This is a genomic window from Paenibacillus sp. EB106-06-01-XG199 (genome assembly GCF_058791575.1).
Window position 1 is genome coordinate 41,292 of the sequence record NZ_JBYTDQ010000018.1, and the last position, 15,570, is coordinate 56,861.

Annotated in this window: 16 protein-coding genes; 4 read left to right on the forward strand and 12 right to left on the reverse strand. The window is 50.0% G+C overall.

Translation table 11 applies throughout. The features are described from left to right. Positions 1 to 20 precede the first annotated feature (20 nt). Positions 21 to 689 carry a hypothetical protein gene (locus AC3WT9_RS32900; RefSeq protein ID WP_341090316.1) on the forward strand — a complete coding sequence of 223 codons (669 nt, stop codon included), beginning with the start codon at positions 21 to 23 and terminating at the stop codon, positions 687 to 689. A 110-nt stretch (positions 690 to 799) separates the two neighbouring features. Here the strand turns inward: AC3WT9_RS32900 and AC3WT9_RS32905 are convergent, their stop codons facing one another. The 4 genes from AC3WT9_RS32905 to AC3WT9_RS32920 all read right to left on the reverse strand — a co-directional run bounded on the left by AC3WT9_RS32905 (position 800) and on the right by AC3WT9_RS32920 (position 4,205). Beyond that, positions 800 to 1,264, reverse strand: a complete 465-nt coding sequence (locus tag AC3WT9_RS32905; protein ID WP_341377525.1) for a GNAT family N-acetyltransferase — start codon at positions 1,262 to 1,264, stop codon at positions 800 to 802. A 394-nt stretch (positions 1,265 to 1,658) separates the two neighbouring features. Then, entirely contained in the window at positions 1,659 to 2,636 is a 978-nt protein-coding gene (locus tag AC3WT9_RS32910) for a helix-turn-helix domain-containing protein (protein ID WP_341377524.1), read from the reverse strand. 37 nt (positions 2,637 to 2,673) lie between these two features. Further along, positions 2,674 to 3,642, reverse strand: a complete 969-nt coding sequence (locus AC3WT9_RS32915) for a DUF4367 domain-containing protein (protein ID WP_341377523.1) — start codon at positions 3,640 to 3,642, stop codon at positions 2,674 to 2,676. Further along, on the reverse strand, positions 3,639 to 4,205 hold the full coding sequence (locus AC3WT9_RS32920; protein ID WP_341090310.1) for a sigma-70 family RNA polymerase sigma factor: 567 nt from the start codon (positions 4,203 to 4,205) through the stop codon (positions 3,639 to 3,641). Before AC3WT9_RS32920 ends, AC3WT9_RS32915 begins: the two co-directional genes overlap by 4 nt. A gap of 171 nt (positions 4,206 to 4,376) precedes the next feature. Between AC3WT9_RS32920 and AC3WT9_RS32925 the strand changes: the two genes are divergently transcribed. Further along, on the forward strand, positions 4,377 to 4,667 hold the full coding sequence (locus AC3WT9_RS32925) for a hypothetical protein (RefSeq protein ID WP_341377520.1): 291 nt from the start codon (positions 4,377 to 4,379) through the stop codon (positions 4,665 to 4,667). Positions 4,668 to 4,703: 36 nt separating this feature from the next. On the opposite strand, the gene AC3WT9_RS32930 is transcribed toward AC3WT9_RS32925, so the two are convergent. Both AC3WT9_RS32930 and AC3WT9_RS32935 read right to left on the reverse strand, forming a co-directional pair. Next, positions 4,704 to 4,865, reverse strand: coding sequence for a Spo0E family sporulation regulatory protein-aspartic acid phosphatase (locus AC3WT9_RS32930; protein ID WP_341377519.1), 162 nt, complete (start codon positions 4,863 to 4,865; stop codon positions 4,704 to 4,706). 228 nt (positions 4,866 to 5,093) lie between these two features. Then, entirely contained in the window at positions 5,094 to 5,510 is a 417-nt protein-coding gene (locus AC3WT9_RS32935) for a MarR family winged helix-turn-helix transcriptional regulator (protein ID WP_341377518.1), read from the reverse strand. Between the two features lie 270 nt (positions 5,511 to 5,780). On the opposite strand from AC3WT9_RS32935, the gene AC3WT9_RS32940 reads away from it, so the two are divergent. After that, on the forward strand, positions 5,781 to 6,914 hold the full coding sequence (locus tag AC3WT9_RS32940) for a stalk domain-containing protein (protein ID WP_341377517.1): 1,134 nt from the start codon (positions 5,781 to 5,783) through the stop codon (positions 6,912 to 6,914). A gap of 53 nt (positions 6,915 to 6,967) precedes the next feature. Continuing rightward, positions 6,968 to 7,747, forward strand: a complete 780-nt coding sequence (locus tag AC3WT9_RS32945; RefSeq protein WP_341377516.1) for a TatD family hydrolase — start codon at positions 6,968 to 6,970, stop codon at positions 7,745 to 7,747. 61 nt (positions 7,748 to 7,808) lie between these two features. On the opposite strand, the gene AC3WT9_RS32950 is transcribed toward AC3WT9_RS32945, so the two are convergent. From AC3WT9_RS32950 to AC3WT9_RS32975, 6 genes are all read right to left on the reverse strand, one after another. Then, positions 7,809 to 8,378, reverse strand: a complete 570-nt coding sequence (locus tag AC3WT9_RS32950) for a histidine phosphatase family protein (RefSeq protein WP_341377514.1) — start codon at positions 8,376 to 8,378, stop codon at positions 7,809 to 7,811. A 496-nt stretch (positions 8,379 to 8,874) separates the two neighbouring features. Then, entirely contained in the window at positions 8,875 to 9,204 is a 330-nt protein-coding gene (locus tag AC3WT9_RS32955; RefSeq protein ID WP_492408797.1) for a hypothetical protein, read from the reverse strand. A 1-nt stretch (position 9,205) separates the two neighbouring features. After that, complete coding sequence (locus AC3WT9_RS32960; protein ID WP_341090295.1) at positions 9,206 to 10,480, reverse strand: MFS transporter; 1,275 nt, start codon at positions 10,478 to 10,480, stop codon at positions 9,206 to 9,208. A gap of 83 nt (positions 10,481 to 10,563) precedes the next feature. Then, entirely contained in the window at positions 10,564 to 11,715 is a 1,152-nt protein-coding gene (locus tag AC3WT9_RS32965; protein ID WP_341090294.1) for a winged helix-turn-helix domain-containing protein, read from the reverse strand. A 171-nt stretch (positions 11,716 to 11,886) separates the two neighbouring features. After that, positions 11,887 to 12,564, reverse strand: a complete 678-nt coding sequence (locus tag AC3WT9_RS32970; protein ID WP_341377512.1) for a YjgB family protein — start codon at positions 12,562 to 12,564, stop codon at positions 11,887 to 11,889. A 243-nt stretch (positions 12,565 to 12,807) separates the two neighbouring features. Then, on the reverse strand, positions 12,808 to 15,570 hold a 2,763-nt coding region (locus tag AC3WT9_RS32975), incomplete at its 5' end, for a chitobiase/beta-hexosaminidase C-terminal domain-containing protein (RefSeq protein WP_492408800.1).

A 15,570-nucleotide genomic window follows, 5' to 3' on the forward strand; every position in this document is an offset into this window, starting at 1 on the left:
CGACAAAGGGGGCTCTACTCATGATACATCTGGACAAACACACTTCAGTAACAGATGCGTTGAATCATCCTCCGCTTAAAGTAAGAGGGTCTCTCATCCGCCGGGAGGATATCACCTCTGCCTGCGTAGATGTATTCGGTCACTTGAAAGCGCTGGGCAGGGTTACGACGGGACGGCTGAAAGTGTCTGGAGAATGCTCTATAACAGGTGCCTGTCTTACTGCAAAGGTAGAGAATTTCGGAAGCCTGCGTTTACATAGCCTGCAAGCCGAACATATCCGTTCCTCCGGATATTTCGCGGCATCGGAAGCAATCCATACGCTGACCTTTCTGGGGGAAGGCGCTGTGCGGGTGAACAGCCTTAGTGCGAAGGAATCCATTACGGTTCTGCTCGGTTCTTCCTGTACTGCGGATCAGATCAGAACGGACGGAACCCTGATAGTCAGGCGCTCCTCTCTGCTGCTTAAGCGCCTGATGGGACCGTTCCGCAAATTGACTGCCCGCTTGATTCAAGGGGGAGCCATTGAGCTGGAGTACACCACAGCCGAGCTAGTGTGCGGAGAGCAGATCCGGGTTGGACCCGGTTGCGATATTCAGGAAATCCGCTACAGCGGAAGTCTGCACGTTGACCCGAAATCGAAAGTGGGCAGAGCTGTGCATACGAACGGATCTGGAGGGCCAGTATCATGAGCAGCCGCATGGATTTCCGGCCCAATGCAGCTGCCTTCCTCGGCAAAGACTTCACCCTCCCCGATGCCTCCGAATCTGCCTAAGGTATGTGAAATCCTGAATCCTGGGGTTCATCTTTCATACTCAATAATGGTTTCTCCGCTTGAGCCATCCTGAATCTCTCCGATCCGGATGAACCCCAGCTTCTGATAGAGATATTGATTTCTGACTGCCCAAGAAGGCGTGTCTAATGTCCATTTCTGTGCTGAGGGATAAGTGTCAAACAGGAAGCGGAAGGCCTCCTGGCCGTAGCCTTTATTCTGGTAAACCGGATCCAGATAAATCCGGCCAAGATGACATTCCTCTCCGCCGGGAGCAGGAAAGACGATCATTCCGCCAATGATGGCATCATCGGCAAGCAGCTTGTAATAATGTCCCTTCTGCATCATCTCTGCCTGCCAGGCGCTGGAATCATATCCCGATGGCCCGTCTTCTTCTTTATTTTGGAACTGCCGGGCGTCCTCGTTGAAGGTTTTCTTCTGTATTTCGGCTAAGGTCTTGGCGTCCTGCGGTTCGGCTAGTTGAATCGTAATCATATTGGCTCCTTTGAATAATTCATCTTATTAGTTTGGTTGTGAAAGAAGTAGCTCTGTACCGCTGCAAAAAAAGGGGCGGTGTTCCATTCCCTCGGTTACTGTATTCAACTTCTGAGTTTCAGAGGCTCAGCTGACTGGACGACACTCTTGGATTAAAGGGGAATATGCCCGGAATATTGCGGGAACAGTCTCTTCATTGCATTTTACAGGGAATTCCTCCCTATAAATTCCATCATAAACTCCACATACGACTGGATCCACAGAAATAGCGGGCAGCTTTCCCGTTCATTGCGAAAAAATGCTGATTACCTAAATATTAGCGGACGTTTTTCCCGGTACTTCTGTTGAACGCTTGCGGCTCTAAGTATCCAAACTTTGCGTTCAACATTTCTGATTACTCAATGGGAAAATAGAGATCCATCACCACAGATTCCCCGGTCTCCAGTACTTCCTCCAGCCAGTAACGCTCTTTGTCACAGGCTGCTTGGTATCCCCTGCTGTTCACCCAAACCGCGAGTTTCTTCCAGCCAAGGGGTATACGCTCAAAGGGATCAACAAAGGGCTCCGTAATCCGCAATATTGCGTACCTGCAGCCCTCCACATGCTTACACGTTATACCTTCAGCCAGTGCCGGAACAACCTGATTGAGTACAACCCAATATTCATACCCCCGCAGGCCTTCCTGCTGCTGCTCTTCAGACACAGGAACATCAAAACCAAACCTTCTTGTCCCGGCGCCGATTCCCGTTTTCGCTGACCACTCACTCATAAATGTGATGACCTCCGCCTCAGGATCCTTGCTGATTCTTACGCCGCTGGCGGTATTCATCGTGTGGAGACTGTCAATTCTGACCTCACTTAAATAATCCATTGGAATGCCTCCTGCACTGTGGTTTAAGCTTTCCTCTAACAACGGTTTGGGAGGGAGGGAGTAGTTAACACTCCGGCATCTGCTTGGAACTTGGCCGAACTCCTGCAGAAATGCCCTGCTGAACGCACGCTCGGAGCTATATCCGTAATCCATGGCAATATCTAAAATCCTTCTTCCACGAATCAGCTCATTCATCGCATGGCAAAGCCGTCTCCTGCGGATATACTCCATTAAGGTGACATCCAGATGAATACTAAATAACCTGTGGAAATGAAATTTCGAGAATCCGGATACACGCGCACAATCCTCAATCGTAATCGGACCTTGCAGATTCTCTTCAATGTAATCAATTGCTTTCTGCATATACTCCGTATATCCCAAGCCGTTCACATCCTCGTTGCAACGATTACCTTCATTATAATCACCCTGCAAACGGACTACCGGACATTTATTGCTAAGTCCATTTATAGCGAGAAGCATATAAATTCTATATTTAAACAAAAAGATCCCCCGTTAAGGAGATCCCCTGTTCCGCTGCTCAGCGGATTGATTCAGCAATCTGCATGATTTCTTCGCGGTCTAAACCTTGGGTGCTCAAGCTGTATAATACGCCGTCTGCTTCCCAATCCAAGCTTTTGTTATTCATTAACACTGCGTCGATCCCGTTCACCTTCACCTGCTCGATCTTGCCGTCGGTCGACATCTCATAGGCCGTTTCATGATCAGCATAAGACTGCTGCATCCAGAACTTTATGCCTTTCTTCTCACTGGTGAAGATCAAGTCGACATATTTGCTGCTGATCCCGTCCTTTCCCGTGTAAAGCTCTCCGTGGTCAAAGGCAATCCCTTCAGGTAAATATTCAGGCAGCTTCACTTCAAAAGCAGCGTATTTATTCAGCTCTGCAAGTGTCTTGACGCTGAAAATACCTGCGGCTTTTTCCTTATCCAGCACATCCTGCTCCTGCTGTGTGACAGGTTTGCCGTCTACAAAATCCACAATCGGCTCGCCGTCCGCCGTAAAGACCTGCCCCCTCTCTATCTCCTGGGCAAAGGAGACTACCAGATGGCCGTCCTTATCATAAATCTTGCCTTTCATCTCTTCAGGAATTTCAGGGATCTGGTCCGGATCCATCTCATTCGCGATGATATGTCCCAGATTAATCGTCTGAAGCACCCGGCTCAGAACCTCCTGGGCAAAGGATGGCTTGACCACAGCTCCGCTTACCGCAAATGCTACAAGCAGCGAAGCCGCAATCATTACCAGCCGTTTGAAGCTGCGGGAAGGGCTCCTTCTGGAACCGGCCTGCACTTTGCCGGTCCGGCTTCTAACCTTGGACCAAACTGCCTGCTGATCCGTATTGCGGCTGAAATCATGTTCGGCCAACACTTGTCCAAGCTCAAGCAGCTCACGGTATTCCCCGGATCCCTTCCATTCACCAGAGCCTGCTTTGTGAACACCGTTATCCATATCCCTCGCAAAACGTTGCGCGCTATCCTTGTTTTTCACAGTTCATCGACACTCCCTATTTCAGATTTGAGTTTTCTCATACTCCGGTAGAGAATCACGCCTACATTACTCTCGGAAATCCCTGTGAGCAGAGCGATCTCTTTATTTTTCAAACCGGCACCGAATTTAAGCGCTACGACATTCCGCTCCTTGACAGCCAGCTTGTCCAGCGCATGATTCAGCCTCGTATTTCGTTCTTCCTCCAGCAGCAAATCCTCGGGGGCTTTTTTGCCGGACACCAGTTCCATAACTGTATCCAGTGAGAACAGACGGGTTCTCTTCCGGCTTCTGTAATAATCGTTCACAACATTTCTGGCGATGGCAAACAGCCACACCTCAAAGGGCGCTTTCTCACCGGAAAAGCTGTCCAGCTTAGACAACGTTTTCTCAAATACCAGGCTCGTCAGATCCTCAGCCGTATAACGGCAGCTGACCCTGTAAGCTATATAGTTATATATCCGCTTATAGTAGGTTTCAAAAATCGTTGTAAACTGCTGGTCTGTCTCTGTATTTTCCTGCATTCTTTCTAGAATAAAAGGCTGTAACAATGCGCGCTCTTGCATCCCTTAAGCTCTCCCTTCCTGCAAAATTTCACTTGGCCAAGTAATTTACTCCAGCTAATACGTGTGTACGCGCAGTTTCATTACAGGATTAGGAAATTTTTACGAACGAATCTTTCATGGTACAATTAACCAAATTTATAATCGTTTTTCTGAAATGGAGGATTTGAGATTATGGTAATTGTATTTGCAGCGTTACTGTTAATAGCTGTTCTAGTAGCAGCGTATCGTGTAAGCAGCGGGAAATCCAGAAAGAGAAAATTAATCATCTGGGGGATCACCCTCATGGTGCCTGTCTCTCCCTTGGCATCATGGATGATTTCTTTGCTCTATGCGGACTTTGTTGCACATGATGGATTTGCAGGGATTGCCCTGCTGCTGCTGTTGCTTCCGCTTTTTTGCCTGGCCGGATTGATCGTTCTGCTTACAGGAATTTTTCACAAAAAAGAAACGGGCACTGTGTAGTTCCCAGCGGACCGTTTCTTTTCCAACAACTATTAATTATACATTATTATCTAATTTAGTATATTTATTGATCAACTCATCCAATAACATAGATTGTTTAATTACACTCGGGTGCAGCAGGCCAAACTGCTGTTCCATCTGATTTAGTCTGGCCCGCTCCACTTCAATCTGTTTCTGGATGACTTCTAACTCGTTCATTAGCACTACCTCCCGTAAATATTCTAGGGGTTTATGTCAAAATATAGGTGAAGTTGTACAATGCATCAACGTATAAAAAAACGCCGCTTGCGGTTTAGTTCCCGTTAAGCGGCGGTAAAAAGTCGACAAATATAAATTTCAGAGGCGGAAACGGAATTACCGTAAACAGACCGAGGCGGTACAAGAGTAACTATTCTTGTACCGCCTCGGTCCGGTTCCAGCCATGCTTCACAGTTTAATTTTTTCTAATAAGCCGAGCAGCAGCTGCTTCTCTTCCTGTGCGAAGTCCTCATAGACCGCTGCCAGCAGCGACTCCGATACGGCTTCAAATATCGGCTGAAGCTCCCGGCCTTTCGCCGTAAGAGACAATCGAAAGATCCTCCCATCTCTTTGATCCTGTTCCCGCTGGACGTATTCCATGCGCACCAGTTTATCCACCAAAGCTGTAATTGTAGACTTGTCCTTATCAATGTAGCAAGATAACTGATGCATCGTTATGTATTCCTGGACAAACAGCTGGTATAGAATATCTCCATGCGAGGGGGCGATACCTTGAAGATTGTGTTTTTTCAATTCCCTTTCGATGAACTTATTGCCACGCCGGTGAATGCGGCCAATGACCGCGAGTACATTATTTCCATTCATAATCCCATGTTAATTTTAAGCAAAATATGTGTCAAGCCTTTCCCCGTAAAGCCGCACTTCCCGGCGTAGATTTCTTCAATATTCCGCTTCCAGCCGGTGAATTCCTGTCGATCGGGTTGTGATTATGGGTACCTTCACTACGTTGGCCGCTGGCACCTGACCCATTCGTAACAGCCTTGTTGTTGCTTTGTTAACAGATCGTGATCTGAAAGCAGGCGTTTTAATATATAATAAAATAGACTGGAACTTTTATACTCTGGAGGTTAACCCATGAAAAAATTATTCGGCGCTGCCGCGATCGCCCTGTTTATTGCAGGATGTACGGCTGCGTCTCCTATAGATACTGCTCACGCCGCTTCCCCCTTACTCCTTGCTGTGGATGGACAGCCTGCCCTCACACCTCTTCATCCCTTCCATTCCGGAGGAATCTTGTATGTACCCGTAAGAGTCTTGCTCGAATATTATCCCTGCCAATTGATCTGGGACAATGTCCGTAAACAACTGACCCTTAGCGATATCAGCTCCAATACAGTCCTTACACCCGGCAGCTCAGCCATACAAATCACCTATACACAAACAGACGGCAGTAATGAAGAAATGCAGGAAGGACCTGTCATCGTAAAGGACGGACATAATTATATCCCCGCTGATACATTGTATGATCTTACCGGAGCTGAAAGTAAGCTTGAGACCACAGGGAATACAGTATCCATTGTGCCCGGAAGTGTCAGCACGACGGTTCGGGTTCCCAAGGAACCTCTTGCCGTTGCAGCGAACAACTCCAAGATCAAGCTATATACCGCACTTAAGAACGGCGACACTTATAAAGGATTCATACTTGAAGTGAATGGCCGGAAACAAACCTTCAATTGGTCAGCTCCAAGAATCTACAACTCTCCGCCCGAGCTTCACTATGCCGATGTCGATAACGACGGGAAGCCGGAAGCAATCGTCATTCTGACGCGGGGTACCGGAACCGGAATTGTTGCGCAGGAGGTCCATGTCGTAAAGCCTGAACTGTGGAAAGAGCTAACTCTCCCAGCAGCAGATAAGGCAGCTGCCACTGCCGTTACCTCCAGTCTGGCCATCCATCAAAAGGATGTGCTGATCCGCCTTGAGGTCAAAGGAGCGGAACCGTCCAAGCTAACACTGCGGCTTCCCGGGCGTGCAACGGATAACGGTTTGGATTATTTCGGCAAGCAGGCAGGAATCGGCGCTGTTACCTATTACCAAGTGGAGGGCGGCAAACTAAAGGCAGAGACCAGTGTAATGGTCGGAATGCAGGAAAGTATAGGAACACTCATGCTGGAGTACAAGGCAGGCGGGAAGGGAATGGAACTGGGTTCAATCAAATTTGAGCCCGATGCTGCCATCAAGCCGAACATGGAGCCTAAGCAGGGGTAATTGAACAAAATCAGGAGTCTGCCGGAGACAACAGAAGGAGGTTCAAGAAACCAATGATAGATGCCCATATCCATCTAGAGCAATATAATGACACTGAGCTGGAGTCCATGTTGCTTGAGCTGCCGGGACTCGACATCGAATCGCTGATCGCAGTCTCGATGAACCTGGATTCCTGCATCCGCACGCAGAAAATCGCCGCATTATATCCAGTCCAGGTAAAACCGGCCTATGGCTTCCACCCCGAGCAGCCGCTGCCACAGGAACCCGAGCTTTACGCACTGCTGGACTGGATTGAACGCCATGCCGGTGAAATGACTGCCTTAGGCGAAATCGGATTACCCTACTATACACGGGCAGAAGCGCTGGAGCGGGGCGAAGCCTTTGAGATGGAGCCGTATATCAGGCTGCTGGATACCCTGCTTGGCCTTGCTGCCCGCCTGAACAAGCCCGTTGTACTGCATGCCGTATACGAGGATGCTCTGACCGCTTGCGATCTTCTGGAGAAGCACGGCATTACCCGCGCGCACTTTCATTGGTTCAAAGGACCGGAAGAAGCTATTGTCCGCATGATCGAACGCGGATATCATATTTCCTTCACTCCGGATATTCTCTATGAACCGGAGATCCGCGACCTCGCCCTCCGCTACCCGCCGAAGCTGGTAATGGCGGAAACAGATGGACCTTGGCCCTTCGAAGGTCCTTTTGCCGGGAAGCCCACCCATCCGGCCATGATTCGTGAAGTTGCACCCGCCTGGGGGGCACTGCATGGTTATTCCGCCTCCCAGGCGGCGGCCATGCTGACTGCGAATACGGCGAGGTTCTATGATTTCTAGATAGAGACGCGCTGCCGCCGGGGAAGAAGGATGTGTAATTGCCGGCAAGTCAGAGCTAGCCCTACAGCGGGATTCTCTCTACACCTGACAATTTCTCACCGGTGAATTCCATCCGGTAAATATCCGGCTTCGTAGTCTGCATCAGAAATTCCAGTCCATAGTCATCGGAGAAATACCCCATCATTAAGGCCATAACCAGACCATGGGTGCCGATGACTATGTTTTCACCCGGGTGCTTCCGCAGGATATCCTTAAGGACTTGGACCGCCCGATCTTGGCATTCATTATTAGACTCTCCGCCCGGTAAGGCAAAATCCGCGTCTGCATACATCTTCCTTAAGGCTGGATATAATTCATCTTGTGGCAACGGGCGGTTGCCTTCCATCCAGATTTTTTCTTTTAGCGCTTCATCGGGAACAATCTCCTGGCCCAGTTCTTCTGCTAAATGTGCTATCGTCTGTACCGCACGGACATAAGGACTGCTGTAAAATGCATGAATCCCTTCACTCCGTAATTTTGCCGTCACCCGACGGGCATCTGCTTCACCTTTGGGAGATAACCCGCGTTCTCTCTCATCTCCTCCGGTTTTGGGAGACTCTCCGTGCCGTACCATGTAAATGAAAGTACTCATTTCAATTAATCCTCCTGAAATTGTATTGCCGGCTTTGAATTCCTTCAATAACTGCAACTGCCTACAAGCCTGCGGTTGAAGCATATGCTCTCCTAACAATTTCTCCGGGAGGATTCCATGTCCTCCTGCAACAAGAAAAATAGACCAACCAATGGTTTCTGGCTGACCTAAAACTACCAAAGAGCCACGCAGGCTTGTTGGATGTTTAATTTGAGTATGGAAGTCTTACATGGCAAGCCCTACATGGGAAGCCCTAAGTGTACTTTGTACAGTTATATCAAGGATATTTGCACATATGGGAGAGTTAATTGTATTCTGTACAGCTAAAAGTCGGCTATCCACCGAATTTCGGGCAATCAGCTAATTTTAGCTGTACGAAATACAATTAAAAGTAAAATCAGGCCCTGGGGAGTCACTTTAGCTGTACGAAATACAACTATAAATCTGCCACCCGGCAAATGAGGCAACGTGAGAGGTCCAGCTTACCAAAACACAACTAAAATAACTCCAGGCCCTGCTGCCCTACTACCCAATTCGTCCGCTGAACCAGCTTAACTACGCCGTCACGCCATTTAGAGCCACTTCCACTTCTATTGAGCACACTTCTATACAGCACACTAATATCCAGCATACTCCTGTCCAGCACACTTCTGTCCAGCACACTTCTGTCCAGCACACCTCTGTCCAGCACACTAATATCCAGCACACTAATATCCAACACACCTCTGTCCAGCACACCTCTGTCCAGCACACTAATATCCAGCACACTAATATCCAGCACACTTCTATCCAGCATACTAATATCCAGCACACTTCTGTCCAGCACACTAGCTGACCTGTTCTACAGAACTTACTCTCTCCCGCTTTGCAACTGGCCAAAGCACACGTCCCAACACTATACCGGTCAGACCCAGAACAGCTTGGATGATGCCGAAGTTGACGAAGATTTGACCAGGACCGGCAAGTTCGACCAGCAGACCTCCCAGCAGCGGGGCAACAATCATCACGGCACCGAGGATCGTGCTCTGAATACCGAATACCCGGCCTGTCATATGTGGAGGCGTTTCTTTCTGCAGGCTATAATTAAAGGCTACAATAAACATTCCGTTCCCGATGCCCAGTACAAATCCCAGCAGCAGCACCCAGATTACAGAAGCTCCAGGCTGGAGCAGTCCCAGGCCGAGAACTGAGCCGCCGATCAGCACATAACCGGTGCCAAGTCTCCAGCCATACCCCGTTCCCAGCTTCAGCTTGTTCATGACGAGGATGATGAGCACAGCCCCCACACCGGAAGCGGCAACCATCCAGCCCAGCAGGGATTCATTGGCCGGCGAAATCATCCGGAACAAGCTGGTAAATTGAAAATCAATCATCTGGATCGCCAATGCCCCCGTAAGTCCGAACAGCATCGTATTCAGCAGCACCCGGCTGTGCAGCATAAAGCTCCAGCCTTCCTTCCACATGGTGCGAAGCGGAACCCGTTCCTCTGGTGACTCGGGAACAGGATTTGCCTCTCCCGCAGAAATGTTTCTTACCGAAAGCAGCAGCAGGTAGGAGCAGACACGAAAAATGGCATTCAGTAAAATGCACCACTGCGGCGTGAGTACTGACAAGGCTAATCCGCCCAGCAGCGGGCCGGCAATTTTGGAGCCTTGATTTACAATGCCGTTAAGCGAGGTCGCCTGAAGCAGCTGGTCCTCCCTGACAATACTGCGGGTCATAGACTGCTGTGCAGGCACATTCAGTGTAGAAACTGCTGCGCGCAGCGACAGCAAAGGCAGCAGCCAGACCATATCGGGAGCGAATAATACCAGCACGGTCAGAACCGCGGTGAGCAGATCGCATAACCGCATCAGCTTCAGCTTGTTCATCCGGTCGGCGGCCACCCCGGCCACGGAGCCGAGCAATAGGCTCGGCAGTGCTATGGCTACCGGAATCAGCGCCAGCATCAGCGGGCTGGCCTGCCAGCGGTAGCCGACAAGCACTTGAATGGCCAGTGTATCGAACCAATCGCCAAAGGTTGCCGTGGCGAAGGCGCTGTATACACGCATGAATACTTTGTTATGCAGCAGGCTGGTTCCCTGCTTAGTTGAAGCCTCCATCTGTCATTCCTCCAGGTCACATTTAGAATCTTAGAATTGTGTAATTCATGATCCTACTGTATCGGAGAATTGTCAGAGAATTATCAGAGAGCTTTCAATATTTGCTTCAGCACATCCTCCAAAGACTGGGCAAGCCGGTCGAACCCCAATTCCTCAAGCTTGGCTGCAAATTGATTATCATATTTGTGCTGCAACGCTTGAGGAGGAGGGAACATCCGGCAGAAGTGATATATGCGGTACAACGCATGAAGAGGCAGAGGAACGAATCCGGTCATTCCCAGCACCTGCAGCCCTTCATCCAGCAGTTTCTCTGCTTCACGCCACTGCTTGTTGCGCAAACGCCATAGTCCTTTTACTATTTTATAGCTGCCAATCTCCCGCAAAAAAGGCTTGTCCAACAATACTCCCTCTATAGCCTCGTCCAGCCGTTCCAGCTCAGCATCTTCGGTTCCCGCCACCAGATGCACAAACAGCTCCACAATCATCATAACCGGAATGAAATTTTCATAACCGGGTTCAGCAATGACTTGATAGGACCTTTCCAGACGTTCCAGCGCCCTCTCCGGCTGCCCCGCTAAGGTGAACAAATCCAGAATTGTGAGGATCTCCAATTCCACCTGATCAGGTGGAGGCAGCAGTTTTTTCCGGATCACCTGCTCACAGTACGCCAGCTTCGGCTTGGGATCGCCGGAGAAAAAGTAGAACAGCAGCAGGTAAAAAAGCCGGTCCTTTAAAGGCACCTCTTTCGTATACAGCAGCCACTCCAAATCCCCTTGCACAAAGTGAATAACCATGGAATAATGCGGGTCCAGCTCATAGCCGAGGATGTCCTGCTGACGCGCGAGGGTGAGCATCGATTTGCCCTGGCCGTATACATGAAACTTGCCGAACACGTCACGCATCGTATCGCGCAGCTCCGGATCATGCGTGGTCGGTGTAATCATCACACTGCCCAAACCCGGCACTGCCAGACTATAACCAAAGCCCCGTACCGTCTTGATATCAAGACCTTTAAGTCCGCGGAGCTTTTTGCGCAGCCGGTAGATATGATCATCCACTGTCCGTTCCACCGGATACTCCAGCGGCCATACTTTATCCAGAAGCTGCTCCCGGCTGAAGGTCCGCCCCCTGTTATGGTATAAAAACTGCAGGAGTGCAAATTCCTTAGGCAGCAGCTCGATCGTCATTCCTTCGGCCGACACTTTATATTCGCTCCCGTTTAATTCCAGATGCATAGCTGAACCTCTTTTCCACGGATGAATCTATCACTTTATTATAACAGCCAGCCTTCACCCAGCTCCAGCGGGAAAAAGGCAAAAAGAGCAAACCCGCAACTTCCTGCAGGTTTGCTCTTCCTTCCACTCTACCTATTGCGGTTTGCAGCAGCAGTATCTCTTATCCGCTGATTATCCTGCCATATTGTTAACTGCATCCTGTTCAGAAAATACAGAGATATGATCCACGGTGCCGGAGGACTCTGGAATAATGAATTTGAGCTGGTATTCCTTGCCGGCTTGGTATATGTAGATCTTATCGCTGCCGTTCACCGCAGTGCCGCCCGGCTTGCCGAGTACTTCCTCAATCTGCTTCAGAGTCAACTTCTGCAGCTCAGCAGCGCTTGAGCGGACATCGAAGATCCGGCTGCCTTTATTGAAGCCAAATACGACATGTTTGTCGCTGTAGACTGAATACATCCCTTTACCCGCCGAATCCTTCGTGTCCGGCTCTCCCCATGCTGCTTCGACCTCATCTATTAATCCGCTGTGCGCAGCATATTCTACACCCGGCACTTTGCCCTGCTTGGCAAGCTGGAGCAGTTCTTCCAGCTGCTTGCTGCTATCCTGCAGAGCTACAGCAGAAGACCCTCCAGCTCCAGAGCTTGGTGAAGCTGCCGCTGCCGGCTCCTCGGTTGGAGCAGATGAAGCGCTCGCTGCCGGCTGTGAGGTTGCCGGTGCACCCGTACCAGCCGCCGTTGTCGGCAATGCAGATGCCGCCGCCTGTTGATCAGAAGAATCACAAGCCGTGAGCCCGATCACCCCTGCCAATATAATGATGCCGGCTATTGATCTAAATGTTGTTATCATCTTGTCATCTCCTTGATCGACCCTAACGTTCCTGTAGTATGGGTTCCAGTAAGAACTAACTGCTAGTATTGACGGAGGGAAATAAAGAAAGGTTGCAGCAGCAGATACACTGCCAAGCAACGTGAAACAGTATAAAGCACAGGGATTACCATAAGTACTGAAACAACTTTTGGCACAAGAAAAGACGCCACTTGGCTGCCTCAGCAGCCAAGTGGCGCAATTCGGAATCTTTTACCCGCTTGTCTAGATTAAATCCGCCCGCTGCAGCAACCGCTGAATCATTGCGGCAACTTCGGCTCTTGTGATAGATGCCTGCGGGTCTAATCGTGTAGAAGTTCTACCGGAAACAATTCCGGCGGCAACACTATCTGCAGCACTGCTCACTGCCCATTTCGAAACGCTGCCTGCATCCGTAAAGGAACTTAGCAGCTCAGAGGCCTCTTTATTCTGTTGCTTATCTTTCAACGCGGTGATTTGCATTGCTTTTGCAATCATTGTCATTGCTTGTTCACGGGTGATCTTGTCCAGCGGACGGAAGTTGCCGTCTTCAAACCCGTTAATTAGTTTGTACGCATACGCTGTCTGCACTGAACTGCTATACCAATCCGAAGCCTTCACATCCGAGAAAGCACCCGTACCGTTCTCCAGTTTCAGACCTAACCCCCGTACAACGATTGCGGCGAATTCGGCCCGTGTAATCTCTGCAGCAGGATTAAACGTTCCGTTCCCAACGCCGTCAATAATCATGCGTGAGCCCATGTTGTTGACGATATCTTTTGCCCAATGACCGTCCATATCCTTGAATTCCAGCGGATGCCAGATAATCGAGTAGGTGCTGTTGGTCAAGCTATTGACGATGGCAAAATATTGTTGATCAATCTTAGCCACTTTTGTCGGCACATGTCTCACCGATCCGTCCGGCTCAACCACAATCCCGGTTGTAATTCTGTTCGGGTCCACACCATCCGGAAGAGCAATCATCCGCTCTACATAAGCGTTAAACTTCGTTATTTCAACCGTGGTATCCCCGTATTGAGCCCGGATTACAAAATCAAGTGGTGGAGCAGCAAGCGTAAACTCCCCTGCAGCCGCCGAATTCTCCACTATTCTCAGCGTATCCGCTGTCGGCTTAGCGATCTCAATTTGAATTTTGATATCTTCAAGGGCAACTGACGCTCCAAGCTGTGTTGAAATAGACTCAATGTTAATTTGCGCCGCAGGAAGCGTGTAAGTGGCATTTCCGCTTTTAAACTCAAGCACCGCCTGCTTTTGTTCCATACTCTTGATTATTTGGCCGCTTAACTCGCCTATGACAATATTAGAACTGCTGATCACCGGAATCGTTATCAGAGCTCTTTGGCCTTCGGCTACCAGTCTTTCTTCCAGCTTCTTCTGATCAACTACGACAGTTGTAACACTCTGCCCGTTCACGGTGGAGGTTGTTGCTGTTCCTGCTCTTTCCACCTTGCCATTAACAAAAACATCAACACCGTCGTTTGTCACTGGAGTCGTGCTTACAGGCGGGGTCTCATTCCCTCCTCCACCAGATGGCGCGGATGGCGCGATTGGCGTAACTTCGTTCGATAGAGCGGATGAGGCACTGCTGCCTGCACCGTTAATCGCTTTTACCGTAAAAGTATAAGCTGTGCCGTTTGTCAGTCCTGTAATTGTAATGGGACCTGTTGTTCCAATCCCCACAATGTTGCCTGGCGAAGCCGTAACCTCATAACCGGTAATTGCACTGCCTCCGGTCTCTGCCGGGGCCGTAAAGCTTACCACCGCTTGTCCATTTCCGGCTACTGCGGTTATATCCGTCGGCGCGCCCGGAACCGTTTTTGGCGTTGCGTTCAATTCGTTCGAAGCCGCGCTATCCCCTGCTTCATTGGCCGCTTTGACCACAAAATAATAGACTGTTCCATTATTCAATCCTGTCGCCCTATAGCTGTATACCGAACTGCTGACTGTAGCTATTTCATTGCCGTATTCAGAGGAAGAAAGTCTCTGGAATATCTTGTACCCTGTTGAACCCGTAACCGGACTCCAGATCAGGTTGATCTCGCCATTACCGGCAAAAGCGGATTGCAGGAAAGGCACTCCCGGGATAGGCACCGACGTATCGGTTACTGTAATAACAAGTGTCTGCACTGCGCCCGCTGTAAAGTTGAACGTTAAGCTCGTCGTGCCTTCTGCCAGCGTAGCCAAGTAATCCTTCTGGAGCGTTACTGTGTTGCCTGACACGGTGTAATCACTTCCTGCGGCAAGATATGCCACACCGTTTGAGATGCTGGTGAGATTATTATCATTCAGCATCATCGTTATTACAACATCCGCCTGTTTGCCCGTATTCTTGTCGAAGCTTGCAGTCTTCGGACTGATTGAACTGTTATTGGCTGTTGAAATCGTGTAGCTCTCGCTCAGCACGGAGCTATCCGTCATCCCCGGTTTCACCGCGATGGCTTTAATCGTCTTCGCGCTCGTCAAGGTGATCGGTCCGCTGTAGAGCGTACTGCCGATGGTTGGCGTTGTGCCATCCGTCGTATAGTAGATCACTGCGCTGCTAGTTGCGCTGCTCAGCGTCACCTCCGTGCCGGACGCTACCTCGCCTCCGGCTGGATTTGCTGTCGGCGCTGCAACCTGCTGCGCTGCAATCGTGTAGCTCTCGCTCAGCACGGAGCTGTCCGTCATCCCCGGTTTCACCGCGATGGCCTTAATCGTCTTCGCGCTCGTCAGGGTGATCGCTCCGCTGTAGAGCGTACTGCCGATGATTGGCGTTGTGCCATCCGTCGTATAGTAGATCACTGCGCCGCTGGTGGCGCTACTAAGCGTCACCTCCGTGCCGGACGCTACCTCGCCTCCGGCCGGATTTGCTGTCGGTGCTGCAACCTGCTGCGCTGCAATCGTGTAGCTCTCGCTCAGCACCGAGCTGTCTGTCATCCCCGGTTTCACCGCGATGGCTTTAATCGTCTTCGCGCTCGTCAAGGTGATCGGTCCGCTGTAGAGCGTACT